Raw genomic sequence first — 26,992 nt, 5'->3', positions numbered from 1 at the left:
GTTCAGGGAGCCGTCGTCCGCTGCCCGGCCCTCCCGGGCCCGCCGCCGGCCGCGGCCTCCGCGTCCGCCGCCTCCGCCGCGATGTCGCTGCGGTGGTGCGACCCGTCGAGCCGGATGCGCCCCAGCGCCTCGTACGCCCGCTCACGTGCCCCCGACAGCCCCGGCCCGGTCGCCGTCACCGACAGCACCCGCCCGCCCGCGCTGACGACGCGGCCCTCACCGTCGCGCTTGGTGCCCGCGTGCAGCACGTACGCCTCGGGGGCGTCCTCACGCGCCACCTCGTCCAGGCCCTCGACGACGTCACCGGTGCGGGGCGCCGCCGGGTAGTCGCGCGCCGCGACCACGACGGTCACGGCCGCCTCGTCGCTCCAGCGCAGCGGCGGCACGTCCGCCAGCCGCCGCGTGGCCGCAGCGTGCAGCAGCCGGGCGAGGGGCGTGCGCAGCCGCGCCAGTACGGCCTGGGTCTCCGGGTCGCCGAAGCGGGCGTTGAACTCGATGACGCGCAGACCGCGCGGGGTGATCGCGAGCCCCGCGTACAGCAGCCCGGAGAACGGCGTGCCGCGGCGCCGCAGTTCGTCGACGGTCGGCCTGAGCACCGTCCGCTCGATCTCCTCAACCAGGTCGAGCGCGGCCCACGGGAGGGGCGAATAGGCGCCCATGCCACCGGTATTGGGGCCCTGGTCTCCGTCGTAGGCGCGCTTGAAGTCCTGCGCGGGCTGAAGCGGGACCACGGTCTCGCCGTCGGTGACCGCGAAGAGCGAGACCTCCGGGCCGTCCAGGAACTCCTCGATGACGACCCGCTCGCAGGCGCGCGCATGGGCGCGGGCCTGCTCCAGGTCCCCGGTCACCACGACGCCCTTGCCGGCGGCCAGGCCGTCGTCCTTCACCACGTACGGGGGACCGAAGGCGTCCAGCGCCTCGTCGGCCTCCTCCGGCGTCGTGCACACGTGGCTGCGCGCCGTCGGCACTCCCGCCGAGGCCATCACGTCCTTGGCGAACGCCTTCGATCCCTCCAGCCGCGCCGCCTCGGCCGACGGCCCGAACACCGCGACGCCGCGCGCCCGCAGGGCGTCCGCGACCCCCGCGACGAGCGGCGCCTCCGGCCCGATGACGACGAAATCGGCGTTCACCTGCGGCGTCTCGGCGAGCGCGGCGACGGCCGCGCCGTCCGTCGGGTCGACGGCGTGCACCGTGGCGACCTCCGCGATGCCGGCGTTGCCGGGCGCGCAGTGGAGCGCGGTGACCTCGGGGTCGAGCGAAAGGGAGCGGCACAGGGCGTGTTCGCGGGCGCCGCCGCCGATGACCAGAATCCTCACGGGAGCAGCCTAGACGTCGTCCTCCGCGGTCTTCGCCGGGCACTCTTTCGAGTGAGAGCGGAATCGCTCCTATACCTGAACAGTGCACAATTCCGTGGGAGATCAGCCGCAAAGTGGTGTTGCGTCCCCACTTACGGCGGTAGGAAGGGCCCTTCCAAGCGGTCGTGGTCGTGTTCATGTGTTGTGGGGTGTGGCAGTGAGCAAGCCGGAGTTGCGACCCGGGGCGGGACGGGCGTTCCCGCTCGGGGACTGGGGAGAGCCCGGGGAACGCCTCGACGAGCTGTACGTATGGGTGGAGCAGCGGGCGCTGTTCATCGCCGACTGGTATCTGGCCGACCGCACCCGCAAGCGCCGCGGCGCGCGGGTGCTGCGCGCCGGCGCCTCGGTCGGGGCGACGGCCGCCGCGCTGCTGCCGCTGCTGGCCCTCACGGACACGGTGTCCGCGGGCCATGCCTCGTGGGGCTATGTGGCGCTGCTGGGCGCGGTGGTGTGCGTGTGCGCCGACCGCTGCTTCGGGCTCACGACGGGCTGGATCAGGGACGTCGCGACGGCGCAGGCGATTCAGCGGAGGCTGGAGACCTTGCAGTACGAGTGGGCGTCGGAGTCGGTGCGGGAGATGCTCGGCCCCAAGGAGGGCGGTGCGAACGAGGCCGCCGAGCGCGGCCTGACCTTGCTGCGCCGCTTCACGGAGGACGTCTCGGAGGTCGTACGGGCCGAAACGGCCGACTGGATGCTGGAGTTCAGGCCCGGCTTCGCCCCGTCGCCGTCGCAGCCGGACACCTCGCCGCAGGTCCGTCCGGCCGAGGTGTGCGTCGCCGCGCAGAACGTGCACCGCTTCCCGAAGTCCCCTGGCTTCCGCCCGAGCATGCCGCGCCAGCGGCCGCCCGAGGACACCCCGAACTGAGCCGGGGCGGGGCGGGGCCGCCCCGTGTGCGGGCGCCGGCGCGGGCGCTAGCTGAAGACGATCATCGAGCCCTGCGCCAGGCTCCGGGTCGCCGCCGCGTGCAGCCCCAGCCATACGTGGCGCTCCTGCGCGAACGGCTCGTCCCCGTAGGCGACCGGCGTCTCCGCGGGCTCCGCGAGGTCCGTGGGCCGCGAGGGGGACGCCGGAGCGGGCGGCGGTGCCGCCGGATCGAGGCCCAAGTACGGTGCCACGGCCTCCAGTTCGCGAAGCAGGCCGTGGCTGGAGCCCAACGGCCCGCCGCCGTCTATCAGTTCGTCGTTGGCGAGCGGCACGGGGAAGTCGAGGGGCACGTACGCGCCCGCGTGGTCGTAGTGCCACACCAGGTGCGACTGCTGCACCGTCGTCTCGAACATCTCCAGCAACTGCTCGTAGTCGCCGCCGAGTTCGTCGACCGGAGTGACCTCCAGGCCGCACAGCTGGAGGATGTGCGCGCGGCGCAGGAAGTGCAGTGCCTCGTAGTCGAATCCGGCGATCGGCGCGACGTCCCCCGACAGGCCCGGCATGTAGTTGTAGACGGGCACCGGCGGCAGTCCGGCCTCGGTCAGGGCCTTGTCATACGAAGCGATCTCCTCGGCGAAGGGGTTGTCGGGGCTGTGGCACAGCACGTCGACGAGGGGGACCAGCCAGAGGTCACATGCCAAGGGATACTCCATCCGCAGCCTGGGAGTGTCAGCGTAATGCCGTGCACGGGCCGCCCGTTCACCATCGCGGCGACTTCTCCGCGATCGCGAGCGCGTGCCGGTGCTGCTCGCCGACGATGCGCCGGGCCGCCTCCGCGTCCTCGCGCTCCACGGCGTCCAGCAGATCCCGGTGCCCCGCCCACAACCGCTTGCCGACGTGGTGCTCCCTGCGCAGGCACGGCACGGCGTAGACCCAGCACTGCACTCGGAGCCGGTCGAGGAAGTCGCAGATGTAGCGGTTCCCGATGGTCTCGCCCAACTCCCGCCAGTAGCGCAGGTCGTAGCCGATCAGCACGTCGAGATCGCCGGCGCGGGCCGCCCGCACCGCCGCCTCCGCCCGGCGGCGCACCGACGCGAGGGCGGGCTCGTCGGGCGCGACGACCGGCACGGGCCCTTCGTCGGAGATGTAGCCGTGTACGAGTCCGTCCAGGACGACCATCCGGGCCTTCACCATCGCCCGGTAGTCGTCGACGGTGAACTCGTGGACGCGGAAGCCCCGGTGCTGCTCCACGTCCAGCAGCCCCTGCGCGGCGAGGTCGACGAGCGCCTCGCGCACGGGCGTCGCCGACACCCCGTACTGCTCGGCGATCTCCTTGACCGTGAAGTGACTCCCGGCCGGGAGCCTCCCGGCCAGGATCTCGTCACGCAGCGCCGAGGCGATCTGCGACCGCAGCGTACTTCGCTTGATCATCACCCGGCGGTCGTGTGCGCGTCCGCGGCGGCGAGCGCCTCGTCCAGCACGGCCAGGCCCTCCTTGGCCTCCGCCTCGCTGACGGTGCACGGCGGCACGACGTGGGTGCGGTTCATGTTCACGAACGGCCACAGACCGCCGCGCTTGCAGGCCGCCGCGAAGTCGGCCATCGGCTTGTTGTCGGCGCCGCTCGCGTTGTACGGCACGAGGGGCTCGCGGGTCGTCTCGTCCCGTACGAGGTCCAGCGCCCAGAAGACGCCCATGCCGCGCACCTCGCCGACCGACGGGTGGCGGGCCGCGATCTCCCGCAGCGCCGGGCCGATGACGTCCTCGCCGATCCGGGCCGCGTGCTCGACGATGCCCTCCTCCGCCATGGCGTTGATCGTCGCGACGGCCGAGCCGCACGCCAGCGGATGCCCGGAGTAGGTCAGACCGCCCGGGTAGGGGCGCTTGTCGAAGGTGGCCGCGATCTCGGCGGAGATGGCCACGCCGCCCAGCGGCACATAGCCGGAGTTGACGCCCTTGGCGAAGGTGATGAGGTCCGGGGTGACGCCGAAGTGGTCGGCGGCGAACCAGGCGCCCGTACGCCCGAATCCGGCCATCACCTCGTCGAGGATGAAGACGATGCCGTGCCGGTCGCACAGCTCGCGGACGCCCGCGAGATAGCCCGGCGGCGGCACGAGGACGCCGGCGGTGCCGGGCACGGTCTCGAGGATCACCGCGGCTATCGTGCCGGGGCCCTCGTAGGCGATGGTCTCCTCCAGGTGCGCCAAAGCCCGGGCGGACTCCTGCTCCTGGGTCTCGGCGTAGAAGTGCGACCGGTACAGATGCGGGCCGAAGAAGTGCACGGCGCCCGCGGCTCCCGTGTCGTTGGCCCAGCGGCGCGGTTCGCCGGTGATGTGGATCGCCGCCGCGGTGTGGCCGTGGTACGAGCGGTAGGTGCTCAGCACCTTGGGGCGGCCGGTGTGCAGCTTCGCCATGCGGACGGCGTTCTCGACGGCCTCGGCGCCGCCGTTCGTCCAGAAGATCTTGTCGAGGTCGCCGGGGGTGCGCTCGGCGACGAGCCGCGCGGCCTCCGCACGCACGTCGACGGCGAAGCCGGGCGCCATGGTGCACATGCGGGCCGCCTGCTCCTGGATGGCGGCGACGACCTTGGGGTGCTGGTGACCGATGTTGGTGTTGACCAGCTGGGACGAGAAGTCGAGGTAGCGGTTGCCGTCGTAGTCCCAGAAGTACGAGCCCTCGCCGCCGGCGACCGGCAGCGGTTCGATCAGTCCCTGCGCGGACCAGGAGTGGAAGACGTGGGCGCGGTCCGCGGCCCGTACGGCCTCGCCGGCGGCGGGATCGGGGACGGAGGCGGGAGGGCCTGCGGCGGGGGACGGTGTGTTCGTGCTCGTGTCGGTCACGTGCTGGCTCCTCAGCTCGGGGAAGGCGCCGGTGGTGCTGCCCACGGCCATGGGACGGCCCACAGCCTAGAGCCCGTCGCGGGAATCGGCCGAACACGGTTGCTGACAGCGTCCGGCGGTACGCCGTGACACCGCGGGACCGGGACCTGCGGCACGCGGGCCCGGGACCTGCGGCACGCGGGCCGAGAGCCTGCGGTTCGCGGGCCAGGACCGGGAGTTGGGGCCTGGGAAACAGCGGGTTTCTCAGGGCTTGTCCGAGAACAGCGTGGTCCGCCCGTCGGCCGCCCGCGCGCGCCCGTTCCGCGCCGTCCGCTTGAGCCTCGGCGGCCGTACGATCCTGAGGATCCGCCGCGCACGGCCCGCTCCGCCGCCGCGCGACCCCCGGTAGCGCACGTCGACGACGGTGAGGTTCCGGCCGTAGTCGACCTCCTGGATCTTCCAGGACAGCGGCTCCCCCAGCCGGTCCCGTACGAACGCCTCGATGGCGTCGGGCTCGGTGACCGCCGCGTCGATCGTGACGAGAGCGCGCTGCGTGCGGGCGAAGAGTCGCGGATGCCCGGCGACGTACACCACCGCGAGCGGCAGCGCGCACAGGAGCCCGGCGAGCGGCAGACTCACGTTCGGCAGGCCGGAGATGAGACCCAGGACGAGCGTCGTGAAGTAGTACGCGACCTCTTCGCTCTGCATGGACTCCGAGCGCAGCCCGACGATCGACAGCACCCCGATCAGACCGAACCCGAGCGCGATGCCCCCCTTGTCGCCGCTGCGGCCGAGCGCCGCGGCGAGGGCGAAGAGCGAGACGTTCATCGCGAGATAGCCGGGAATCAGATCCCGCCGCCGGTGCCGCGGATAGTAGACGGCGAAAGTCAGCACGCAGACGGCGGCGAAGTCCAGGATGAAATGGGCGAGAATCTCGCTTATCAGGTCCATATCGGGAAGTTAAGGGAGGCCGTGGACCTGGGGACCGCTACGGTCACCAGCCCACCGATAAGGGCGAATTGAGAGCTTGTCATCTCAATTGCATCTCAAATGAGGCGACGTGGGCGGCTTCCGGACGGATACCGGGCCCCGCGGCGGTACGTGTTATCGGATCGGATCCCGGGCTCCGCCCAAAGCCCGCCGTCAGCCGACCTATTCTCGTGACAGGCGAATACCCGGGGGGAAGAGGTAGGCACATGAAGCGGCTCGGCGCCGAAGACCCGCGCTGGATCGGTGACTTCCGGCTGCTGGGCAGGCTGGGCGAGGGCGGGATGGGCCGGGTCTACCTGGCCCGCTCCAAGCGCGGACGCACGGTCGCGGTGAAGGCGGTGCAGAACGAACTGGCCCGCCAGGCCGACTTCCGCCGCCGCTTCGCGCAGGAGATCACGGCGGCCCGCAAGGTCGGCGGCGAGTGGACGGCGCCCGTCCTGGACGCCGACACCGACGCCGAGACGCCCTGGGTGGCGACGGGTTACATCGCGGGGCCGTCCCTCGCGGAGGTCGTCGACGACCAGTACGGGCCGCTGCCGGTCGAGTCCGTCACGGCGCTCGCCTCCGGGCTGGTGCGCGCGCTGCACGACATCCACCGGGCCGGGCTGGTCCACCGCGACCTCAAGCCGTCCAACGTCCTCATCACCATCGACGGTCCGCGCGTCATCGACTTCGGCATCGCACGCGCCCTGGACTCGGCGGTGCAGTCGGCCGGTGGTCTGACGCGTACGGGCGCGCTCGTCGGCTCGCCCGGCTTCATGTCGCCCGAGCAGGTGCGGGGGCTGCAGACGACGGCCGCGAGCGACGTCTTCTGCCTCGGCGCGGTGCTGGCGTACGCGGCGACCGGGCGGATGCCGTTCGGCACGGCGGACAGCGGTGTGCACGCGCTGCTGTTCCGCATCGCCGAGGAGGCGCCCGAACTGGCCGGGCTGGAGGGCCCGTTGCTCGACATCGTCGCCGCGTGCCTCGCTAAGGACCCGGCGGACCGGCCGACCGTCGAGATGCTGCTCCAGCACACCGAGGGCGGGCTGAAGGGCACCTGGCTGCCGGGCGAGGTGCTCGCGCAGCTGGGGCGGCACGCCGTGCAACTCCTCGACAGCGAGGACCCGGAGAGCGTGGAGGAGGCGCGTCCCGCGGCCGCCGCGGCCTCCGCCGCCACGGCGTCGCCGGCACCGCCCGGGGCCCTGCCCTCCACTCCGCCGCCCGGGCCTTCGGGACCGTCGGCGCCGTCGACCTCTTCGGTCCCCTCGACGCCGCCGCCCGGACCGTCGGGGCCCTCCACTCCGCCGCCCTCCGGCGGGTACGGGCCGCCCGCGAGCAGCCCGTACTCGACGCCGCCCGGTCAACAGCCGCCGTGGCAGCCGGGGTTCGGGCCGGGAGCGCCGGGACCGGGACCGGGTCCGGGGCCGGGTCCGGGAGGCGTGCCGGGGCACGCGCCGGTTCCGCCCCAGCCGGGCCATCCGGGCCCGCCCGGTCACCCGGCACCGCACAGCCAGTCCGCACGCCCCGCCGTGCCGCCGCGCTCCGCGCGCAAGCTCTCGCAGTCCATCACGGTGCTGATGAGCCTTCATCTGCTCGCCGGCGTGATCGCCGTGATCGTGGACGTCTTCGTGGTCAACGCGCTCAGCGCCTCCGACGCGCGCTCCGGCTACCACTACGACCTCGACCGCATCAGCGGATACGGGGGACTTCAGGGCGCCACCATCGCCGTCGAGGTCATCGGCTTCCTGCTGAGCGTCGCCGTGATCGTGCTGTGGCTCACGTGGTTCTGGCGGATGCGGGTGAACGCCGAGACCTTCGCGCCCGGCCGTATCCGCTACTCGTCCGCGATGTCCGTGTGCTGCTGGTTCATCCCGGTGTGCAATCTCTTCATGCCGAAGCAGATCATCAACGACGTGTGGACGGCGAGCGATCCGTCCGCGGCCCAGTGGTACGGATACGGCCCGCGTCCCCCGGCGAAGCGGGGCCTGGTCACCGCCTGGTGGACGATGTGGCTGATCTACTTCGTCTTCTTCAACTCCAACTGGGAGAGCTGGTACGAGCAGGACGGCGTCGGCTCGGCGCAGGAGACCGTCTCGATCGCCATGTTCAACGACCTGTTCGGCATCCCCGCCGCGATCCTCGCGATGGTCGTCGTCAGCCGGCTCACGAACATGCAGGACGGCAGGCTCTCGGGACGTACCGCCTGACGGGACGTACCGCCTGACGGGAAGTGCGGCTGCGCGCGCGGCGTGCGCGTCGCGTCGGAGGGGCGCGCGGCGCATCAATAGCGGCGCATCAATAGCGGCGCATCAATAAGGGAACGCGTTGGCAGCCCGACCGTGACCTTCGCGACGGAGAGTGAGAGGGTTCCAGCGCACGAAGGCCGAAGAACGACTGGGGGGACGACATGGCACCGCTGGCGGCGGACGACCCGCGGACCATCGGCCGATACCGCCTGCTGAACAGGCTCGGCTCCGGCGGCATGGGCCGTGTCTACCTTGCCCGTTCCGAGGGCGGACGCACGGTCGCCGTGAAGCTGATCAAGGCCGAGCTGGCGGCCGAGTCGGAGTTCCGCTCGCGCTTCCGGCTGGAGGTGGCGGCCGCACGCCGGGTGGGAGAGCGCTGGACCGCTCCCGTGCTCGACGCGGACACCGAGGCCGAGAACCCGTGGGTCGCCACCGGCTACATCGCGGGACCGTCCCTGGAACAGGTCGTCACCGCCCGTACGCAGTCCGGGAGTTCCTCGCGTGCCGAGGGCGCCGGAGAGGGCGAGGGCCCGCTCCCCGAGAACACCATCCGCACCCTCGCGTACGGACTCGCCAGCGCTCTCCTCGACATCCACGGCGCAGGAGTGGTCCACCGCGACCTGAAGCCGTCCAACGTCCTCGTCACCATCGACGGTCCCCGCGTCATCGACTTCGGCATCGTGCGCGCGCTGGACGCCCTTCCCGAGTCCACGGTGACCGGCACGGGGGTCGTCGTGGGCTCCCCCAGCTACATGTCGCCGGAGCAGATCCGCGCCCAGCCGGTCACTCCGGCCAGCGACGTCTTCTGCATGGGCTCGGTGCTCGCGTACGCCGCGACCGGTCGTACGCCCTTCGGCAGCGAGGGCGGCGGCATGCACGCGGTGATGTTCAACATCGCCTCCGGCGAGCCCGATCTGGAGGGCATCGAGGAGCCGCTGCGCGGACTGATCGCCTCGTGCCTGGAGAAGGACCCGGCCGACCGTCCGGCGCCCGAGGACGTCATCGCGGGCGTGCAGCCGATCTCCACCGGCACGGCCTCCGCGCCGTGGCTGCCCGCGACGCTCATCGCCGAACTGGGCCGTCACGCAGTGCAGTTGCTCGACACCGACACCCCGCCCTCGGGCTCGGGGGCGCCCGACGTCCCCGGCGGTGAGCAGTCCTCGGAGGCGCACACGTCGGCGCTGCCCCGTACGGACGGCGCGGAGGCGGCGTCGTCCGCGTCCGGGCAGGACACCCCACGGCAGCCGGGGACGAAGCTCGCGGGCGCGCAGTCCGCGGGTGCGGAACAGGCGCCCGAGCCCGGGACCGGACTCCCGGCCCGCCGCCGGCGCAACCGCATCGTGGTGGGCGCGCTGGCCGCCGTCGCCGTGGCGGTCGCCGCCTTCGCCGCGTCCGGCGCCGAACTCCCCCTGCTGGGCTCGGAGAAGACCGGCGGGACCACCGAGTCGTCGGACGTTCCCGAGAGTTACGTCGGCACGTGGACCGGAGAGGTCGAACGGGACGGCGAACCCACCGGCCAGTACCGACGGTTCGTGGTCTCACACGGCAACGTCGGCGAGGTCGTGGCCAACAGCATCAGCCTCGGCACCGACTACGAGTGCAAGAGCGACGGCAAGCTCGTCTCCGCGGGCAAGTCGATCGAGCTGGACACCAAGGTCGTCAAGAGCGTGCCCGAGGAGAAGTGCTCGGCGCTCGGTTCGCACACGCTCACCGGCAAGTCGCGCTCGACGCTGCGCTGGTCGGCGGCCGGCCGCACCGCCACGCTGCACCGCGTCAAGGAGCCGGAGAGGCTGCCGGAGGAGTACCTCGGCACCTGGCGGCGCCCGCTGCCGGGCGGCGGCGAGCAGACGCTGACGGTCAAGCAGGTCGAGGCGGGCAGCATGTCCGTACGCATGGTCTCCGAGGCGCCCGAAGAGCACTGCGAGGCCAACGCCGACGTCTTCTCCGTCGGCGGCGACGGAGAGCCCGTACGCCTGGGCCCGCCCCGCATCGACAGGGCCGCCTCGTCGGGCGAGTGCGCCACGGGTCCGTCGGCGGCGCTGGAGACCCGAGACGGGGGTCTTGTGCGGACGTTCGAGAAGACCGGCAAGGAGTTCGCCTACACGCGGTCGCAGTGACGCCGCCCGTAGCGCCGCCGGTACCGCCGCCCGTACCGCGGCGCGGGGCCCGGCCCGGAACGGACACGGCTCGCGCCCCCGCCCTCTCCTGCGAACAACGCGTCCGTCCCGGGCCCGCCCCGCTACTTCGTCTCCAGGTCCCTGCGGCGGAAGCCCACGAGGCCCGCCGCGAGCAGCAGCGCGGCGACGGCCGTGAGCGCCGCCATCGGCGTCCAGTCCATCTCCTTCGCGGGCAGCTGCGGTACGTGCCCGAACGGTGAGAGGTCGTTCATCCAGTCCGGGAACTGGAGGATCTGCCCGAGGTAGCCGACGAGGAACGCGTACGCCGGTACGAGCCACGCCGCCGCCGCGATCCGCGGCAGCCACCCGAAGAGCACGGCCACGACGCCGACGGTGACCCACAGCGCCGGTGCGTACGCCAGCGCCGCACCGGCCAGCGACAGCACCAGACCGCCGTCGCCCGTGGACGCGGCGCCCGCGACGCCGAAGCCGAGGCCCGCCAGCAGCAGCGTGAACGTGCCGCCGGCGAGCGTCACCGACAGATGGCTCCAGGCCCACCTCGCGCGGGAGAGGCCCGTGGCCAGCAGCGGTTCGGCCCGTCCGGCGCCCTCCTCCGCGCGGGGGCGGAGCGCGGCCAGCACCACGTAGACGGCGGCGATGACCGCGTTGACGATCATCACCACGGACGCGAAGGACTCCACGAGGGAAGAGCCGCCGGTCTTGGCGAGGACCTCGTCCATCACGTGGACGTCCTTCAGCATGTCGTCGACGTCGCCGAGGATCGCCCCGTACATCGTCCCGAGCAGGAAGACGCCCGCGCCGAAGCCCGCGATCGTCCCGCGGTGCAGGCGCAGCGCGAACCCGAAGGGCCGCGTCAGCGCCGCCGACGCCGTGCGCCGCCCGGGCCGCGTATCGCGCAGGCCCTCGCCCACGTCGCGCCGCACGCTGAGCGCGAAGCCGGCGGCGCACGCGACGGCGGCCGTGACCGCCATCGGCAGCAGCGGCCACCACAGGTCGTCGACGAAGGGGTAGCAGCGCTGCGCCCAGCCGATCGGCGACAGCCAGGAGAGCGTGCCGTCACCGACGTCGCCCGCCGCACGCAGTACGTACGCGAGTCCGATCACGCCCAGCGCCATCCCCGAGGCGCCCCGCGCGTGCTCCGTGATCTGCACGGTGACGGCCGCGACCCCGGCGAAGACGGTGCCGAGGCCCGCGAACGCCGCCCCGTACAGCAGCGATCCCTCCCAGTTCACGCCCTCGATGCCGGAGGTCCCGAGGCCGAGCGCGAGCAGCCCGCCGAGCAGCAGCGAGGCGCCGACGGCGACGGTGAGCGCGGCGGTCAGCGCGGCATGGCGGCCGACGACGGTCGAGCGGACCAGTTCGGCACGGCCGCTCTCCTCCTCGGCGCGGGTGTGGCGTACGACGGTGAGCACGGCCATGAGCGCCGCGAGCACCCCGTAGAAGCCGATCACCTGGTGGCTGAGCATCGCGCCCAGGTTGTAGCCGCCCTCCAGGTAGTGGCGGGGCCCGGTCATGGCGAGCGCTGCGGGACTGCCCATGGTCTTCGCGACGGAGGCGCGGTCGGCGGCCTCGGGGTAGAGCCCTTCGAGCTTGCCGACGGTGGAGAGGCCGACGAGCGCGAGCGCCGCGACCCAGGCGGGGATGCGGACGCGGTCGCGCCGTACGGCGAACCGGATCAGGGTGCCGGTGCCGGTCAGCGAACCACGGGGGCCGCGGCGGCCGTTGACCCCGTGCGGACCGTGGGGGCCGTGCGGACCGTGCTCCGGACGGTGGCCCTCCGCTGCGGCGCCGCCCGCGGAGGGCGCGGCACCCGCGGCACCCGCGGTGGTCGAGCCTGCCTTCGCGGCCATCACACGGCTCCCACGGACCCGTTGACGCCCTGTCCGCCCGCGCCCTGCCCGGCGGCAGCGTGCGCGTGCCCGTTGGCCGCCAGCTCGTCGCCGTAGTGCCGCAGCATCAGCTCCTCCAGCGTCGGCGGATGGCTGGTGAGGCTGCGGACGCCGAGCGTGCTGAGATGCCGTACGGCCTCGTCGAGGTGGGAGCCGTCGACGGCGAAGTGCACACGCCCCTCGTCCGTGCGTACGTCGTGCACCCCCGGCAGCCCGTCGAGCCCGGTGACGGGACGCTCCGTCTCGGCCTCGATCGTCGTGCGCGTCAGATGGCGCATGTCGCTCAGCGTCCCCGACTGCACGATGCGCCCGAGCCGGATGATGCTCACGCGGTCGGCCAGCTTCTCGACCTGGGCGAGGATGTGGCTGGAGAGCAGCACGGTCTTGCCCGCGGCCTTCGCCTGGAAGATGACGTCCTGGAAGACCACCTCCATCAACGGGTCGAGCCCCGCGGTGGGTTCGTCGAGCAGCAGCAGCTCGGCGTCGGAGGCGAGGGCGGCGATGATGGCGACCTTCTGCCGGTTGCCCTTGGAGTAGGTGCGGCCCTTCTTCGTCGGGTCGAGGTCGAAGCGCTCGATCAGCTCGTCCCGGCGTGCGGCGTCGAGGCCGCCCCGCAGCCGGGCCAGCAGGTCGATCGCCTCGCCGCCGGTGAGCGACGGCCACAGCTCGACGTCGCCCGGCACGTAGGCGAGGCGGCGGTGGAGGGCGACGGCGTCCTCCCACGGGTCGTGGCCGAGCAGACGGGCGGTGCCGGAGTCGGCGCGCAGCAGGCCGAGCAGTACGCGGATGGTGGTCGACTTCCCTGCTCCGTTGGGCCCGAGGAAGCCGTGCACCTCTCCGGTGCGCACCTCCAGGTCGAGGCCGTCGAGCGCACGTACCCGTCCGAAGGTCTTCACGAGACCGGATACAGAGATCGCGGTGGCGGATGTGTCCATGCGAGGGACGGTACGCTCGCTTCACAAATTTGTGAAGTTAAGGAAGCGTTAGTATCTGCGGTACGCACGCCGAGCAGGGACGAGCCGAGCGATCAGCAGGGACGAACAGGGAGGAGACACCGGAGCGGTGACCCCCAGAGAGAGACCAGAGCGCGAGCGGGCCCCCGTGCCCGTGCCCGGGCCGGTGCCCGGCTCCGAGCCCCGGTCCGGGTACACGTCCGCGGCCGACACCGGCCCCGGCCCGGCACCCGAGTCCGAGCCCGACGACTACGGCCCCGCCGCGGCCTCCTTCGTCGAACGCTTCGCCGCCGACATGACCGAGGCCGGCATGCAGCGCATGGCGTCCCGAGTCTTCGCCTGCCTGCTGGCCTCCCGCGACGGCTCGCTCAGCTCGGCACAGCTCGCGGCACGCCTCCGCATCAGCCCGGCGGCGGTCTCCGGCGCGGTCCGCTATCTCTCCCAGGTCCACATGGTCAGCCGCGAGCGCGAACCGGGCTCACGCCGCGAGCTGTACCGCGTGCACGAGAACGTCTGGTACGAGGCCCTGCTCGACCGCGACCAGTTGCTGACCCGCTGGACGACCACGCTGCGGACCGGTGAGCACGCCCTGGGCCCGGACACCCCGGCGGGCCGCCGCGTACGGGACACCCACGACTTCCTGGAGTTCATGCAGTCCGAACTGGAGGGAATGCTGGACCGCTTCCGCGCCCACCGCACCGCCCGCGACGGCGGTGAGCACGACGGCGGTGAGCACGACGGCGTCCGGCGGAACGAGGACTTCAAACAGGCCGAGGACCTCAAGCGGGACGAAGACCCCAAGCGGGACGAGGACTTCAAGCCGGACGACGACTTCACCCCGGAAGCGTGAGGCTCCAGGCCCCCGCCAGCGCCGTCCACGTACGCACCCGGACCGGGCCGCCCACCAGGGCGTCCGCCCGGTAGCGGAAGTCCGGGCCCGACACCGTCACGGAATTCGCCCGCGTACGCACCAGACCGGCACGGCCCCGCCCCTCGGGCCGCACGGTCACCTGCGCCAGGCTCGGCGCACCGCCGGCGCTCGGCCGGTTCGAGGAGCCGGGGGAGCTCACCGACACCTCCCGCACCGGCCGGTCCAGATCGGCCAGCAGCTCGCCGTCGGCCTCGACCCGGAGCCGCTGCGCGGCGGCCCGCGAACGGCACGCACGCGACAGCGCCGCCTTCGCCCGCAGCGCTCCGCCGAGGCCCGCGGTCTCCTCCGCGTACGGCGGTCCCGGGATCCGGATGCCGCCCAGCACCACACCGCCGCTGTCGTCTATCAGCAGGCCCAGCCGCTGCCGTACGCCGTCGAGCACCGTGCGCGCCGCCGAGACCGCGTCCGCCGGCACGCCGAGTCCGCACGTCACGGCGATGGTCTCCGCGGCGCCCACCGGGACCACCGAGAGCACCGCCTCGTCCAACTCCCGCTCCCTGTGGAGCAGTCGGACCGCCCGCAGCAGCGCTCTGTCGTCGCCCACCACCACCGGCCGGCGGCTGCCGCGGCGGGCGAGCGCACGCTCGGTCTCCTCCGGGCCGTCCGGCAGGCACAGCTTCACGCCCGGTGCGCCCGCGCACAGCACATCGCGTGCGATGCGTACGGACTCCCCGTCCCAAAGCTTGGCGACGGGGTCGATGACCAGGAGCAGCGAGGGCTGCGAGGTCCCCGCGGGATCTGGAGCCGACACCTTGTTCCTCTCTCAGGTAACCTCTCGGTGCAAGAGCCCCTGTCGCTGTTGCGACTAGGGGCTTCCGCTATCTGGGGCACCGGTCCGCGGCTCTGCGACGGCACTCGCCGCGCACGTGGGACATGCCCCGCCCGGAAGGGGTGTACGCCTGTGCCCGCACTTGTGCTGCTCGGTGCTCAGTGGGGTGACGAGGGCAAAGGGAAGGCCACCGACCTCCTCGGCGGGTCGGTGGACTACGTGGTGCGCTACCAGGGCGGCAACAACGCCGGCCACACGGTCGTCGTCGGCGACCAGAAGTACGCGCTGCACCTGCTGCCTTCGGGCATCCTCTCGCCGGGCTGCGTACCCGTCATCGGTAACGGCGTCGTCGTCGACCCGTCGGTCCTGCTCTCCGAGCTGAGCGGCCTGAACGAGCGCGGCGTGGACACCTCCGGCCTTCTCATCAGCGGCAACGCACACCTGATCACGCCGTACCACACCGAGGTCGACAAGGTGACGGAACGGTTCCTCGGGCAGCGGAAGATCGGCACCACCGGGCGCGGCATCGGCCCCGCCTACGCGGACAAGATCAACCGGACGGGCATCCGCGTGCAGGACCTCTTCGACGAGTCGATCCTGACGCAGAAGGTCGAGGCCGCCCTCGACTTCAAGAACCAGGTGCTCGCCAAGCTCTACAACCGCCGTGCCGTGCGCACCGAGCAGATCGTCGAGGAGCTGCTGGGCTACGCGGACGCGCTGCGCGGTTACGTCGCCGACACCAGCCTGATCCTCAACGACGCGGTGGAGCAGGGGAAGGTGGTCCTCTTCGAGGGCGGCCAGGGCACGCTGCTCGACGTCGACCACGGCACGTATCCCTTCGTCACCTCCTCCAACCCCACGGCGGGCGGCGCCTGTACGGGATCGGGCGTCGGGCCGACGAAGATCAGCCGGGTCATCGGGATCCTCAAGGCGTACACGACCCGCGTGGGCGCGGGCCCCTTCCCCACCGAGCTCCTCGACGCCGACGGCGAGGCGCTGCGCGAGATCGGCGGCGAACGGGGCGTCACCACGGGCCGCGACCGCCGCTGCGGCTGGTTCGACGCGGTCATCGCCCGCTACGCGACCCGCGTCAACGGCCTCACCGACTTCTTCCTCACCAAGCTGGACGTGCTGACGGGCTGGGAGCGCGTGCCGGTCTGCGTCGCATACGAGATCGAGGGCCGGCGCGTGACCGAACTCCCCTTCAGCCAGAGCGACTTCCACCACGCCACCCCGGTCTACGAGTATCTGCCGGGCTGGTCCGAGGACATCACCAAGGCCAAGTCCTTCTCCGACCTGCCGAAGAACGCGCAGGGCTATGTGAAGGCCGTCGAGGAGATGTCGGGCGCCCCGGTCTCGGCCGTCGGCGTCGGCCCGGGCCGGGACGAGACGATCCAGATCAACTCGTTCCTCTGAGCGCGCGCAGCGCGTTCTCCGCGTCCCCGCGTTCCCCGCGTACGGAACCCCGGCCCGCGGGCCGGGGTTCCGGCGTGTGCGCCCTGCCGGGGAACCGCCGGACGCCGACGGGACGGGCGGGCTGGTGCGCGGGACGCGGCCGAGCCGATGATGTCCCCATGGCAGATCACTCCACCCTCATCGACGAACTCGGTCTCCAACCGCACCCGGAGGGCGGCTGGTTCAGGGAGACCTGGCGCAGCGACGTGACGATGCGGCCCGGCGGTTACGACGGTGAGCGGGCCAGCGCCACCGCGATCTACTTCCTGCTGGGGCCCGGTGACGAGTCCCGCTGGCACGCCGTACGTTCCGCGGAGATCTGGCTGTGGCACTCCGGGTCGCCGCTGCTTCTGCAACTCGGCGGCGACGGCGAGGCTCCCGGGGACGAGCCGACGACCATCACCCTCGGCTCCGACGTCGCGGGCGGCGAGCTGCCGCAGGCGGTCGTGCCGCCGGGGGCGTGGCAACGGGCACGGCCCGTGGACCGCGCAGGGGAGACGCTGGTCAGCTGCATCGTCTCGCCGGGCTTCGACTTCGCCGACTTCCGCATGCTGCCGTGAACCCGGCGGAGCCCGGGGTGGGGCCCCGCCCGCCGCTGCCCCGGCCCGGGCCCCGCAACCCCGCACCGTTCGGCTTCGACTCGGTACGGCTCGGTACGGCGGGTCGGCTCACCGAAGCGCGTCCACCAGCACGCCGAAGGCCGGCGTGCCCGGTGTGAACGCCGCGTAGTGGCCCACGCCGGTAAGCAGGTTGAGGCGCGCGCCCCAGTCGTTGGCGTAGCGGCGCGACAGCTCCAGCGGGACCACCTCGTCGGCGGTGCCGTGCAGCAGCTCGACCGGCACCTTCGGCGGCAGCCGCATCGGGTCGGCCTCGGGCAGCCTGGCGTGGATGAGCGCCTCGGCCTGCTCACGGGAGTCCCCGCCCGCGCCCAGGAACTCGTTCACCGCGCCGTCGCTGAGCCGGAGCCGGTGTGCCCGTTCGAGGTCGGCCACGGGAGCGACTGCGACGACGCGGTCCGCGGCGCGGTCGAGCCCCGGCCGCGAGTCCGCGCCGCCCGTGCCGGCCGCCGCCCACAGCGCGAGCTGGCCGCCCGCCGAGTGGCCGAGCAGTACGTCCGCGTGCCCCAGCAGTCCGAGCGCGGCGGCCACGTCCTCCGCGGTCTCGGGCCATCCGCCGCCTCCGCCGACCCGCCGGTACTCGACGAGTGCGACGGTCATGCCCCGCTGCGCGAGCGCGGCGGCGAAGGGCGAGAGATGTGCGCGGTCGTACGCCTCGCGCCAATAGCCGCCGTGGAGCACCGTGATGCGCGGGCCGGTCGCGCCCGTGCCGTACAAGTCGACGATCTGGGAGGGGTGTTCGCCGTAGGAGAGGGTCCGCTCCGGCGGCACCGGACTCAGATCCAGCAGCGCGTTCTCCTCCCGCTCGTTCCCCGCTCCGGTCAACTCCCCGCCTCCTGCCCGTATTCGTGCACCACCTCCGCGAGCACCCGCGCCGCGCGGCCCGCGTCGGCGAAGGACGTGTACAGCGGAGTGAATCCGAAGCGCAGCACGCCGGGACGGCGGAAGTCGCCCACGACGCCCCGCCGGTGCAGCTCCGCCATCACCTCCCCGGCCACATCCCCGGCGTCATCCCGGTCCGCGTCACCTTCTGCCTCCGCGTCCCCGTCGCCGCCCGCGCCCGAAGGGCCCGCGCCCGCGCTCGAAGCGTCCTCGCACAGCAGCGAGATCTGGCTGCCGCGCCGCTCATGCTCCTCCGGGGTCAGCGAGCGCAGCCGCAGCCGCCCGGCCCGGCCCCCGGGCACGTGCGCACGCAGCTCCCGCAGGAAGAAGTCGGTGAGAGCCAGGCTCTTGGCGCGTACGGACGCGATGCCGACGCCGTCCCAGACCCTCAGCGCCTCCTCCAGCGCGAGCATGGAGAGGATGTCCGGCGTGCCGACCCGCCCGCGCGCCGCCCCGTCGCCGGGCACATAGCCGTCCGCCATGGCGAACGGATCCGCGTGCGAGGTCCAGCCGGGCAGCGGGCTGTCGAACCTGTCCTGCAACTCGCGCCGTACGTAGAGGAACGCGGGCGAGCCGGGGCCGCCGTTCAGGTACTTGTACGTACAGCCGACGGCGAAGTCCGCCCCGCGAGCGTCGAGTTCGACGGGCAGCGCCCCCGCGCTGTGGCAGACGTCCCACACGGCGCGGGCTCCCGCGCGGTGCACCGCCTCCGTGAGCGCCGCCAGGTCGTGCAACTCGCCCGTGCGGTAGTCGACATGGTTGACGAGCACGGCGGCGGTGGACTGCCCCACCGCGGCCGCGGTCTCCGCGACGGGCACGGCCCGCACCGTCGCACCCGTCATCCGGGCCGCGGAGCGGGCGATATAGCCGTCGGTGGGGAAGGTGGCGGCGTCGACGAGGATCTCGTCGCGCCCCTCGCCGTGCTCCTCGCGTGCGAGACGCACCGCGCCCACAACCGCCTTGAAGACGTTGACGCTTGTCGAGTCCCCCACGACGATCCGGCCCTCGCCCGCGCCCACCAGCGGCGCGATACGGTCGCCGATCCGCTCCGGCGCGGACCACCAGCCCGACTCGCTCCAGGAACGGATGCGCAGCCGCCCCCACTCACGCTCGACGACCTCGGCGAGGCGCGCGGGCACCGAACGGGGCAGCGCACCAAGGGAGTTGCCGTCGAGATACACGGTCCGGCCCGAGTCCGCGGCCGTGCCGCCGCCATGACCGTCCGGCCCGTCGAGGACGAAGTCCTCGCGGCGGAAGGCGAGTTCGTCGAGCGCGTCCAGCTCCCCGGCCGAGAGCGCCGAACCAGGGCCGGGACCGCGCCCGGGACCACGCCCGGACCCGGACTCGCTACCGCGGTGGGACTCGGAGGGCTCGCCGGCGCGCACACCCACCGCGTCAGACATGGCTGCGCGCCGTCCACAGCTCCGGGAAGACGTTCTTCGCGGCACGCTTCTCCAGCCAGGCCACACCGGCCGAGCCGCCGGTGCCGACCTTGGAGCCCATCGCCCGCCGGGTGGCGACGAGATGGTCGTTGCGCCAGCGCCACACCAGCTCGGCGACCTCGGTCAGCGCCTCGCCGAGCCGTACGACCTCGTTCTCACCGCCGCCCGCTCCGGCGCCCGTGCCCAGGCCGCCGTCCTCCTGCCGCGCATACGCCGCCGCCCACACGGCCTCCACCCCGGGGTGCGGCCGGTACGGCTCCGAGACGTCCCTCGACAGCACCTCGGGCGGCACGGCCTCGCCCCGCCGCGCGAGGTAGCTCAACACCTCGTCGTACAGGCTCGGTTCATGCAGCGCCTTCGCCAACTCGTCGTGCACTCGCGGCGCTCCGCGGTGCGGTACGAGCATCGACGCGGACTTCTCACCGAGCAGGAACTCCATCCGCCGGTACATCGCGGACTGGAAGCCCGAGCCCTCACCGAGCGCCGAGCGGTAGGAGTTGAACTGCGCCGGGGTCAGATGGGCGAGCGGCTCCCAGGACGCGTTCAGCGACAGGAGTTCGTACGCGGAGCGCTTCAACGCGGCCAGCGCACCCGGCAGATCGTCCTCGCGCAGCGCCTTCGCGGCGGTCTCCCACTCGTGCACGACGACGGTGAACCACAGCTCCATCACCTGCGTCGTGACCAGGAACACCATCTCGCCCGGGTCCTCGGAGAGCGGGTGCTGGAGATGGGTGAGGACGTCCGCCTGCACATAGTCCTCGTACGGAGTGGTGCCTTCGAAGTCCAGATCGGGTGCCTGCGTACCGGCCGCGGGGTCTTCGACGTCGTGCGACATCGCTTCTCCTCAACGTGGTGTCCGGGTAGCGGTCCGCTCCTTCTCTCTCTCGGCAATGGAGCCCCGGTCCCCTCAGGCCCGCCCCGGATCTCCGGGCGCACGGGCCTGACACTCATCATCGGGGAGCCGGCCCGCCGGTACAAGAGCACCTGGTCAGCGCCCTGGTCATATGCCCGGCGGGCCGTACGCAGCTGAAAACCGCAGGCTGCGGACCTTCCGGCTACGAGAGGGTCGCCGCCGCGGTTGGCGAACTCTCCTTGAGGAAGGACGAGCAGCGCTCGTACTCCTCGTGCTCCCCGATCGCGCCCGCGGCCCGCGCCAGCGCGTGCAGCGAGCGCAGGAAGCCGCGGTTCGGCTCGTGCTCGAACGGGACGGGCCCGTGGCCCTTCCAGCCGCTGCGGCGCAGCGCGTCGAGGCCGCGGTGGTAGCCGGTGCGCGCGTACGCGTAGGACTCGACGACCCGTCCCGCCTCGAAGGCGTCGTCCGCGAGCAGCGCCCACGCCAGCGACGACGCGGGATACTCGGCGGCCACCTCGACGGGCGCGGCCCCGGACGCGAGCAGCTCGCGCGGGCCGGGGTCGTCGGGCAGGTGGGTCGGGGGCGGCCCCCCGAGCAGATTCTCGTGAATGCTCATGCTTTCCAGTCTGCCTTGTCGGTACGGAACACAGTCCCGAGTGCGCGAACCCGCGGGCGCACGCCGGACACGAGCCGGCGGGCGTACGGCACGGGCCCGCACAGCATGGGAGGGCCGGCCGCGCGAGCACAGCCGGCCCTCCCGGTGAAGCGGTGGAACCGTGAAGCGGATGCGGAACGCCGGGGATCGACCGCGCGAAGCGGTGCGGCCCGCGGTACGGCCCTACTTCAGCCGGGTGCCGGTCGAGCGCAGGTTGGCACACGCCTGCTGCACCCGCTCGGCCATGCCCTTCTCGGCGGCCTTGCCCCAGCTGCGCGGGTCGTAGGTCTTCTTGTCGCCGACCTCGCCGTCGACCTTCAGCACGCCGTCGTAGTTGCGGAACATGTGGTCCGCGACGGGCCGCGAGAAGGCGTACTGGGTGTCGGTGTCGAGGTTCATCTTCACGACGCCGTTCTCCAGCGCCGTGGCGATCTCCGTGTCCGTGGAGCCGGAGCCGCCGTGGAAGACGAAGTCGAACGGGTTCTGCTTGCCGGACTTCGCGGCGACGCCCTCCTGGAGGTCCTTCAGCAGCTCGGGGCGGAGCACGACGTTGCCCGGCTTGTAGACGCCGTGCACGTTGCCGAACGAGGCGGCCAGCAGGTAGCGGCCCTTCTCGCCCAGGCCCAGGGCCTCGGCGGTGCGCAGCGCGTCGTCGACGGTCGTGTACAGCTCGTCGTTGATCTCGTGGCTGACGCCGTCCTCCTCGCCGCCGGTCGGGGTGATCTCGACCTCGAGGATGATCTTCGCGGCGACGGCCTGCGCCAGCAGCTCCTCGCCGATGTCCAGGTTGTCCTTCAGCGTCTCGGCGGAGCCGTCCCACATGTGCGACTGGAAGAGCGGGTCCCGGCCGGCGTCCACGCGCTCCTTGGAGACGGCCAGCAGCGGACGTACGTACCCGTCGAGCTTGTCCTTCGGGCAGTGGTCGGTGTGCAGGGCGACGTTGACCGGGTACTTCTTCGCGACGATGTGCGCGAACTCGGCCAGCGCGACGGCACCGCTCACCATGTCCTTGCTGTACTGACCGCCGAGGAACTCGGCGCCGCCGGTGGAGATCTGGACGATGCCGTCGCTCTCCGCCTCCGCGAAGCCGCGGAGCGCCGCGTGCAGGGTCTGCGTCGAGGTGACGTTGATGGCTGGGTAGGCGAACTTGCCCGCCTTCGCCCGGTCGAACATCTCGTTGTAGACCTCGGGGGTCGCGATGGGCATCTGTCCGCTCCTTGGGGTCCTCGGGGTGCGTTTCGGCTCTGCTGCGGCGTCAGGATTCTCAGCGGCGTCCGTACCGGATCGACGAAGACCCGGAACCGGATCGCCGGGAATCCGAATCGACGGAGTCAACGGAACGACGTCATCGTCGCGTCCCATCCTCCCAGACGGACACCGGCACGTGAGCCGCGCCTCAGCCGTACCCGCGCGTAGCCGGAGTTCCCTCAGGCAGGAGGTCCGCCGCCGCCCGCCCGGGTCCCGTGCGGGCGCTTCCGGGGCCGCGTCAGCCCAGTCCGAGATCCGTCAGGTCGTACGCGTACAGATACGGCAGATCCGCCTGCTCCACGGCCACCGCCGCCCCGCGCTCGACGATCGTCGCCACCGCGACGACCTCCGCACCGGCGGCCCTGGCCGCCTCCACGGCGGTGAGCGGAGAGTTGCCGGTGGTGGAGGTGTCCTCGACGATCAGCACCCGCCGCCCGGCGATGTCGGGCCCCTCGATGCGGCGCTGGAGACCGTGTGCCTTGCCCGCCTTCCGCACGACGAACGCGTCCAGCTTGCGGCCCCTCGCGGCGGCCGCGTGCAGCATCGCCGAGGCCACGGGGTCGGCACCGAGCGTCAGCCCGCCGACGGCGTCGAAGTCGAGACTCCCGGTGAGGTCCAGCATGACCTGACCGGCGAGCGGCCCGGCCTCGCCGTCGAGGGTGACGCGGCGCAGGTCGATGTAGAAGTCGGCCTCCTGGCCGGAGGAGAGGATGACCCTGCCGTGCACGACGGCCTTTTCCTTGATCTGCCGCAGCAGGGCGTCTGAGGTGCTCACAGTGCTCATGTGCCGGAGCCTATGCGGGCGGCGCCGGAGGACGCACAGGAGTCCGGAACAGGAGGAGGGCCAGGAGGAGGGCTAGGAGAGCGCCCGCCAGCTCCACGTGGTGGAGACCTCCAGCGGCTGGATCGGAGTGACCAGGTGCGGATGGGAGTTGAGGCCGTTGGGCGGTCCGGTCTGCGGCTCCACGCACACGGCGTCGGGCTGCTCGTCGAATACGACGACCCACTCGGCACGGCTCGCGACCTTCAGCTCCAGCCTCTCCGGCCAGGTCAGGGTGACGTCGACGCCGTCCGGCATCCCGAAGCAGTCGTCCCACGGCCCGGACCGTGGCGGGACGCGCTTGCCGGTGGGCAGGTGGTCGACGCCGCGCTCCTCCTGCCACTCCGGCTCGAAGCCGATGCGCACGTCGCCGCCACGTCCGTACGGATCGCGCAGGAACCAGGGGTGCCAGCCGGCCTGCGCGGGGAAGCTGGCGTCGGTCGCCTCGACGCCCAGGGTGAGGGTGAGGCTCTCGCCGTCCTCGCCGAGTTCGACGATGTGCGTCACCCGGCCCTCCCACGGCCAGGGGTCGCTCAGTTCGCAGCTGAAGACCGCCAACCGCTCGTCCTGCCGCACGGTGCGCCAGGCGGCGTCGCGCACGGTGCCGTGGATCGCGTGTGGGCCGCTGTCCAGGGGCAGTTGGTACAGCTCGCCGCCGCTGCGGAAGCGTCCCTGATCGGTGCGTCCGCACCACGGGACCATGACGAACGCGCCGTACCTGTTGCCCTGCCGCAGCAGTTCCGTACCGCTGACCTTCAGCGAGCCCAGACGGCCTCCTCGGTGCGGTTCGACCGTCAACTCGGCGTCTCCCGCGCGAAGCGTGACATCGGCGTCGGTGGTGGCGGTGTCAGTCATGACGCGACCCTAAACCTCGGTACTTCCCGGCAGAGTGCGACCCGGCCGTACGGCGCACCGCGGCGCACACCCGGGCACCGCGCCCCGCCGGCGGCCCGTGTGCGGCGGGCGTGCGGTCCGCGTGTGACCGGTCTGCGATCGGCCTTCCACCGGTGTGCGGTCGGCGTTCGGCCGGTGTGCTGCCCGCTCAGCGGCGGCGGCGCAGCGCACGGCCGATGACGACGGCCCCCGCGACCACGGCTGCGGCTGCGGGCGCGATCCAGCGCAGCGCGGCCGAGTTGGCGATGGGCTCGGGCAGGGGTACGGGGGCGTAACGCCCGCGCGGCGGCGCGTGGTCGACCTCCTCGGCGCTGCGCCCGATCATCGTGCGGCGTGCGTGTGCGGCCTCGGCCTCCGCCGCGGCCTCCACATCGGCCTCGTCGAGGGGCTCGTCGTCGTGGAGCGGGTCGAGTGAGGACGGGGGGATCTCGGCACCGAAGACGCCGCCGCGCTCCGAGGGCTCCTGCCCCGACGGCTCCTGCCCCGGCGGCTGTTCCGAAGGCTCCTCGGAGGTCTCCTGCTCGGCGGGCTGCTGCTCAGGCGTCTCCTGCTCCTGGCCCGCCGCTTCCTTGTCCTGCCGGGTCCGCTCGTCCGCGGCCTGCTCGTCCGCGCTCTGCCCGGCCTGCGCGCTCTGCCCGGCTTGGGTTCCGGTGCCCGCGTCCTCCGTCCCGGCACGGTCCGCGCTCTTGTCGGGGGCCGGGATGCCGGGGATGACGCGGTCGTTGTCGCCGGGCTCGCCGATGCCGCCCGAGGGTCCCGCGACGGGCTCGTCGGTGGCCGGCTCGGCGGCGGGGGCTTCGGGAGCGTCGAGTCCGCGGGGCGGGTCCTGCTGGATGCTCTCGCCGAGCGCCTTGCCGAAGCGTTCCAGCAGCCGCTGTCCTGCCGCCGTCGCCGTCTTCTGCTCGACGTCCTTGATGCGTCCGCCGCCCTTGACCGTGCCCGTGCAGACGAGGCGGGTGCCCTCGCCCTCCTTGGACCGCCTCGGTACGACGGTGAGGTCCAGCCGTACGGAGCCGGTGCCGCGTGCCTCCGTGCCGCGGCCCTTGACGGTGAACTCCTCGCCCTGCGGCGTGACGGTCAGGCTGCCCCGGTAGGTGATCGTGGAACCGCCGACGCGGACGCGGAGCCGCCCCTCGGTGGTGGTCCCGGCGCCCCCGGCCTTCGCGCCGTCCGCGCCCTTCCCGCTCTTGGCGCCGCTGCCGCTCTTCGCACTCTTCGCGCTCCCGCTGCCGTCGGCGTCGAGTTGCAGACCGGGGACGCAGTGCGCCACACGCTCGGGCTCGGCGAGTGCCGCCCGTACCGACCCGACGGGAAACGGAACGTTCACCTCGTGCTCCATGGGGGCGAGCCTACCCATCGCACCCCGTACATGTGACCGGTCGGCGCTGTTCCGCCGCGCACCGTACCCGCCTGGGCTTGCGCCGGTTCCAGCGGCGGCGGCCGGTGGGACTTCGCGGACGCGCCCTAGTACCGCGGGTGCGTGAGCGTGGAAGGCGGAAGGCCCGTCATGCGGTCGCGCTCCGCGCGCAGCCCGGCGACGCGCAGCTGACGCGGGGTCAGCCGTCGCATGCCCGGTGCCGCGCCGGCGACCGTGCCGGAACCCGCGCGCGCACCCGCGCCTGAACCTCCGCTCCCGCTCCCGATCCCGCTCAGCGAGGCCAAGTCCCGGTCGCTCAGGGAGCCGGCAAGGCCCGCCCCGTGCAGGCGGCCCCGCGAGGCGAGCACGAACCCCCAGTCCCTGGGCCGCCGGACCACGTACGGCGACGTGTGCAGCCCGGCCCGGCGCAGCGTCGCCTCCACCGTCCAGAACCTGCGCGGATGCGCCGCCGCCGCTCCCGCGTGCACGGCGAGACGGCCGTCCGGCGCCAGCACACGCTCCACCAGCCCGTAGAACTCCTGCGAGTAGAGCTTCGCGAACTCCTGCGCGGCCGGGTCGGGCAGATCGGAGACGACGACGTCGTACGGCGGGGCGCCCGGTGTGCGTGCCCGCTCGCGCAGCCGGGCGAAGGCGTCGCCGGCCGCTTCGAGGCGTACCCGAGGATCCTCGTAGGCGTCCTCGTTGAGCCTGCGCAGGCCCGGGTCCGTACGCGCCAACTTCACTGCCTCGGCGTCCTGTTGGAGCACGGTCACATCACGCACGCCCGGATGGTCCAGCACTTCGCGCAGCGCCAGCCCGTCCGCGCCTCCGAGGATCAGCACCCGCGCGTGCGGGCCGCTCGACAGGGCGGGACGCACGAGCGAGGCGTGGTAGCGGTTGCCGTCCGCCGAGGAGGCCCGCAGCCGTCCGTCGAGGTAGAAGCGCAGCGGCTCGCCGCCGCGCAGATACGCGGTGGGGTCCGCGTCGCCGGTGATCACGGCCTCCTGGGCGCCGGTGCGCACGGCGACCCGTACCTCGTGGCCGTAGACCGCCTCCCGCGCCGCCCGTTCGAAGGAGCCGACGAAGGCGGTGCCGGCGACGAGCAGCAGCACGACCGCGCCGTTCACCGCGAACAGCCCCCAGCGCGTGCGGGCGCTCACGTCGCGGCGGAATAGCCACAGCACGACGACTCCGCCGGCGGTCGCGTTCACGACTCCCGTCAGCAGAGCGCCCGTCAACTGGCCGTAGAACGGCAGCAGCAGAAAGGGGAAGGTCAGTCCGCCGACGAGCGCGCCCACGTAGTCCGCGGCGAACAGGTCGGCGACCGCGCCGCCCGCGTCCTGCTGCCGGATGCGCTGGATGAGGGTCATCAGCAGCGGCATCTCGGCGCCGATCAGCGCCCCGATGACGAAGGAGAAGCCGACGAGCGCGGCGCGCGCACCGCCCAGCCAGGCGAAGCTCGCGTAGAGCGCCATCGCCGAACCGCCGCCGGTGAGCGCCAACATCGCCTCCACCGCGGCGAATCCGGTGGCCGCCCGGCAGCGCAGCCGCTTGGCGAGGAGCGAGCCGATGCCCATCGCGAAGACCATCACGGACAGCACGACGGATGCCTGCGTCACCGAGTCGCCCGCCAAGTACGAGGCGAGCGCGACGAATTCGAGCTCGTAGACGAGGCCGCACGCGGCGCAGACGAAGACCGAGGCGAGGACGAGCCCGCGCCCGAGCCCGGCGGGAACCGGAAGCCGCACCTGCTGCGGCTCGGCGAGGGAGCGCTCCGTCATGTCGCGAACGCTACGTGACACCTTCTGTGCTCTTCGCCACCTACACGCCTTGTG

The 26,992-nt window shown here is 72.7% G+C and carries 23 protein-coding genes; 6 read left to right on the top strand and 17 right to left on the bottom strand.

Annotation, left to right across the window (positions count from 1 at the left end; all coding sequences use genetic code 11):
- Positions 1–2 precede the first annotated feature (2 nt).
- Positions 3–1,316, bottom strand: coding sequence for a phosphoribosylamine--glycine ligase (gene purD, locus HCC61_RS27420; RefSeq protein ID WP_169140024.1), 1,314 nt, complete (start codon positions 1,314–1,316; stop codon positions 3–5).
- A gap of 196 nt (positions 1,317–1,512) precedes the next feature.
- On the opposite strand from purD, the gene HCC61_RS27415 reads away from it, so the two are divergent.
- Positions 1,513–2,220, top strand: coding sequence for an SLATT domain-containing protein (locus tag HCC61_RS27415; RefSeq protein WP_169140142.1), 708 nt, complete (start codon positions 1,513–1,515; stop codon positions 2,218–2,220).
- 47 nt (positions 2,221–2,267) lie between these two features.
- Here the strand turns inward: HCC61_RS27415 and HCC61_RS27410 are convergent, their stop codons facing one another.
- The 4 genes from HCC61_RS27410 to HCC61_RS27395 form a co-directional block, all read right to left on the bottom strand.
- Entirely contained in the window at positions 2,268–2,921 is a 654-nt protein-coding gene (locus tag HCC61_RS27410) for a hypothetical protein (protein WP_169140022.1), read from the bottom strand.
- Positions 2,922–2,979: 58 nt separating this feature from the next.
- Positions 2,980–3,651 carry a GntR family transcriptional regulator gene (locus HCC61_RS27405; protein ID WP_169140020.1) on the bottom strand — a complete coding sequence of 224 codons (672 nt, stop codon included), beginning with the start codon at positions 3,649–3,651 and terminating at the stop codon, positions 2,980–2,982.
- Entirely contained in the window at positions 3,651–5,057 is a 1,407-nt protein-coding gene (locus HCC61_RS27400; RefSeq protein WP_346777413.1) for an aspartate aminotransferase family protein, read from the bottom strand. Before HCC61_RS27400 ends, HCC61_RS27405 begins: the two co-directional genes overlap by 1 nt.
- A 243-nt stretch (positions 5,058–5,300) precedes the next feature.
- Complete coding sequence (locus HCC61_RS27395; RefSeq protein WP_169140016.1) at positions 5,301–5,987, bottom strand: DUF4956 domain-containing protein; 687 nt, start codon at positions 5,985–5,987, stop codon at positions 5,301–5,303.
- Between the two features lie 245 nt (positions 5,988–6,232).
- Between HCC61_RS27395 and HCC61_RS27390 the strand changes: the two genes are divergently transcribed.
- Together HCC61_RS27390 and HCC61_RS27385 are read left to right on the top strand one after the other, a co-directional pair.
- Positions 6,233–8,215 (top strand): DUF4328 domain-containing protein, encoded by a 1,983-nt coding sequence (locus HCC61_RS27390; RefSeq protein ID WP_169140014.1) that lies wholly within the window; start codon positions 6,233–6,235, stop codon positions 8,213–8,215.
- Positions 8,216–8,415: 200 nt separating this feature from the next.
- A complete protein-coding gene (locus HCC61_RS27385) occupies positions 8,416–10,371 on the top strand; it encodes a serine/threonine-protein kinase (protein ID WP_169140012.1) in 1,956 nt (651 codons plus the stop codon).
- Positions 10,372–10,493: 122 nt separating this feature from the next.
- Here the strand turns inward: HCC61_RS27385 and HCC61_RS27380 are convergent, their stop codons facing one another.
- Together HCC61_RS27380 and HCC61_RS27375 are read right to left on the bottom strand one after the other, a co-directional pair.
- Positions 10,494–12,242 (bottom strand): ABC transporter permease, encoded by a 1,749-nt coding sequence (locus HCC61_RS27380; protein ID WP_240969335.1) that lies wholly within the window; start codon positions 12,240–12,242, stop codon positions 10,494–10,496.
- Positions 12,242–13,216 carry an ABC transporter ATP-binding protein gene (locus HCC61_RS27375; protein WP_169140009.1) on the bottom strand — a complete coding sequence of 325 codons (975 nt, stop codon included), beginning with the start codon at positions 13,214–13,216 and terminating at the stop codon, positions 12,242–12,244. The genes HCC61_RS27380 and HCC61_RS27375 overlap by 1 nt, the downstream gene beginning before the upstream one ends.
- Before the next feature lie 313 nt (positions 13,217–13,529).
- Here HCC61_RS27375 and HCC61_RS27370 point away from each other — a divergent pair, with 313 nt between their 5' ends.
- Complete coding sequence (locus HCC61_RS27370; RefSeq protein ID WP_240969342.1) at positions 13,530–14,084, top strand: MarR family transcriptional regulator; 555 nt, start codon at positions 13,530–13,532, stop codon at positions 14,082–14,084.
- On the opposite strand, the gene HCC61_RS27365 is transcribed toward HCC61_RS27370, so the two are convergent.
- On the bottom strand, positions 14,068–14,916 hold the full coding sequence (locus HCC61_RS27365) for a diacylglycerol kinase (RefSeq protein ID WP_346777412.1): 849 nt from the start codon (positions 14,914–14,916) through the stop codon (positions 14,068–14,070). The genes HCC61_RS27370 and HCC61_RS27365 overlap by 17 nt on opposite strands.
- 150 nt (positions 14,917–15,066) lie before the next feature.
- On the opposite strand from HCC61_RS27365, the gene HCC61_RS27360 reads away from it, so the two are divergent.
- Positions 15,067–16,350: an adenylosuccinate synthase gene (locus tag HCC61_RS27360; RefSeq protein ID WP_169140007.1), complete on the top strand. Its 1,284-nt coding sequence runs from the start codon at positions 15,067–15,069 to the stop codon at positions 16,348–16,350.
- A 158-nt stretch (positions 16,351–16,508) separates the two neighbouring features.
- A complete protein-coding gene (locus HCC61_RS27355) occupies positions 16,509–16,949 on the top strand; it encodes a cupin domain-containing protein (protein WP_169140005.1) in 441 nt (146 codons plus the stop codon).
- Positions 16,950–17,057: 108 nt separating this feature from the next.
- Here the strand turns inward: HCC61_RS27355 and HCC61_RS27350 are convergent, their stop codons facing one another.
- From HCC61_RS27350 to HCC61_RS27310, 9 genes are all read right to left on the bottom strand, one after another.
- Entirely contained in the window at positions 17,058–17,831 is a 774-nt protein-coding gene (locus tag HCC61_RS27350) for an alpha/beta hydrolase (RefSeq protein ID WP_169140003.1), read from the bottom strand.
- Complete coding sequence (locus tag HCC61_RS27345; RefSeq protein WP_169140001.1) at positions 17,828–19,291, bottom strand: aminotransferase class V-fold PLP-dependent enzyme; 1,464 nt, start codon at positions 19,289–19,291, stop codon at positions 17,828–17,830. Before HCC61_RS27345 ends, HCC61_RS27350 begins: the two co-directional genes overlap by 4 nt.
- Positions 19,284–20,165, bottom strand: coding sequence for a tryptophan 2,3-dioxygenase family protein (locus HCC61_RS27340; RefSeq protein WP_169139999.1), 882 nt, complete (start codon positions 20,163–20,165; stop codon positions 19,284–19,286). Before HCC61_RS27340 ends, HCC61_RS27345 begins: the two co-directional genes overlap by 8 nt.
- Positions 20,166–20,385: 220 nt before the next feature.
- Positions 20,386–20,799: a DUF3151 domain-containing protein gene (locus HCC61_RS27335; protein ID WP_169139997.1), complete on the bottom strand. Its 414-nt coding sequence runs from the start codon at positions 20,797–20,799 to the stop codon at positions 20,386–20,388.
- Between the two features lie 222 nt (positions 20,800–21,021).
- Positions 21,022–22,044 carry a class II fructose-bisphosphate aldolase gene (gene fbaA, locus HCC61_RS27330; RefSeq protein WP_169139995.1) on the bottom strand — a complete coding sequence of 341 codons (1,023 nt, stop codon included), beginning with the start codon at positions 22,042–22,044 and terminating at the stop codon, positions 21,022–21,024.
- Positions 22,045–22,324: 280 nt separating this feature from the next.
- Positions 22,325–22,870: an orotate phosphoribosyltransferase gene (gene pyrE / locus HCC61_RS27325; RefSeq protein ID WP_169139993.1), complete on the bottom strand. Its 546-nt coding sequence runs from the start codon at positions 22,868–22,870 to the stop codon at positions 22,325–22,327.
- 72 nt (positions 22,871–22,942) lie between these two features.
- Positions 22,943–23,761, bottom strand: coding sequence for an aldose 1-epimerase (locus tag HCC61_RS27320; RefSeq protein ID WP_169139991.1), 819 nt, complete (start codon positions 23,759–23,761; stop codon positions 22,943–22,945).
- A 187-nt stretch (positions 23,762–23,948) separates the two neighbouring features.
- Positions 23,949–25,139 carry a hypothetical protein gene (locus tag HCC61_RS27315; protein ID WP_169139989.1) on the bottom strand — a complete coding sequence of 397 codons (1,191 nt, stop codon included), beginning with the start codon at positions 25,137–25,139 and terminating at the stop codon, positions 23,949–23,951.
- A gap of 125 nt (positions 25,140–25,264) precedes the next feature.
- Positions 25,265–26,938, bottom strand: coding sequence for a polyamine aminopropyltransferase (locus HCC61_RS27310; RefSeq protein WP_169139987.1), 1,674 nt, complete (start codon positions 26,936–26,938; stop codon positions 25,265–25,267).
- Between the last annotated feature and the right edge of the window lie 54 nt (positions 26,939–26,992).

The organism is Streptomyces sp. HNM0575 (genome assembly GCF_012726265.1).
GTDB lineage: Bacteria > Actinomycetota > Actinomycetes > Streptomycetales > Streptomycetaceae > Streptomyces.
This window is presented reverse-complemented; position numbering and strand designations above follow the sequence as displayed.

Bases quoted from the DNA above. Each gene is read 5' to 3' on its own strand.
- HCC61_RS27405 (WP_169140020.1), bottom strand. From the start codon at position 3,651: ATGATCAAGCGAAGTACGCTGCGGTCGCAGATCGCCTCGGCGCTGCGT.
- HCC61_RS27395 (WP_169140016.1), bottom strand. From the start codon at position 5,987: ATGGACCTGATAAGCGAGATTCTCGCCCATTTCATCCTGGACTTCGCC.
- HCC61_RS27390 (WP_169140014.1), top strand. From the start codon at position 6,233: ATGAAGCGGCTCGGCGCCGAAGACCCGCGCTGGATCGGTGACTTCCGG.
- HCC61_RS27385 (WP_169140012.1), top strand. From the start codon at position 8,416: ATGGCACCGCTGGCGGCGGACGACCCGCGGACCATCGGCCGATACCGC.
- HCC61_RS27380 (WP_240969335.1), bottom strand. From the start codon at position 12,242: ATGGCCGCGAAGGCAGGCTCGACCACCGCGGGTGCCGCGGGTGCCGCG.
- HCC61_RS27375 (WP_169140009.1), bottom strand. From the start codon at position 13,216: ATGGACACATCCGCCACCGCGATCTCTGTATCCGGTCTCGTGAAGACC.
- HCC61_RS27370 (WP_240969342.1), top strand. From the start codon at position 13,530: ATGACCGAGGCCGGCATGCAGCGCATGGCGTCCCGAGTCTTCGCCTGC.
- HCC61_RS27355 (WP_169140005.1), top strand. From the start codon at position 16,509: ATGGCAGATCACTCCACCCTCATCGACGAACTCGGTCTCCAACCGCAC.
- HCC61_RS27345 (WP_169140001.1), bottom strand. From the start codon at position 19,291: ATGTCTGACGCGGTGGGTGTGCGCGCCGGCGAGCCCTCCGAGTCCCAC.
- HCC61_RS27340 (WP_169139999.1), bottom strand. From the start codon at position 20,165: ATGTCGCACGACGTCGAAGACCCCGCGGCCGGTACGCAGGCACCCGAT.
- HCC61_RS27335 (WP_169139997.1), bottom strand. From the start codon at position 20,799: ATGAGCATTCACGAGAATCTGCTCGGGGGGCCGCCCCCGACCCACCTG.
- fbaA (WP_169139995.1), bottom strand. From the start codon at position 22,044: ATGCCCATCGCGACCCCCGAGGTCTACAACGAGATGTTCGACCGGGCG.
- pyrE (WP_169139993.1), bottom strand. From the start codon at position 22,870: ATGAGCACTGTGAGCACCTCAGACGCCCTGCTGCGGCAGATCAAGGAA.
- HCC61_RS27320 (WP_169139991.1), bottom strand. From the start codon at position 23,761: ATGACTGACACCGCCACCACCGACGCCGATGTCACGCTTCGCGCGGGA.
- HCC61_RS27315 (WP_169139989.1), bottom strand. From the start codon at position 25,139: ATGGAGCACGAGGTGAACGTTCCGTTTCCCGTCGGGTCGGTACGGGCG.
- HCC61_RS27310 (WP_169139987.1), bottom strand. From the start codon at position 26,938: ATGACGGAGCGCTCCCTCGCCGAGCCGCAGCAGGTGCGGCTTCCGGTT.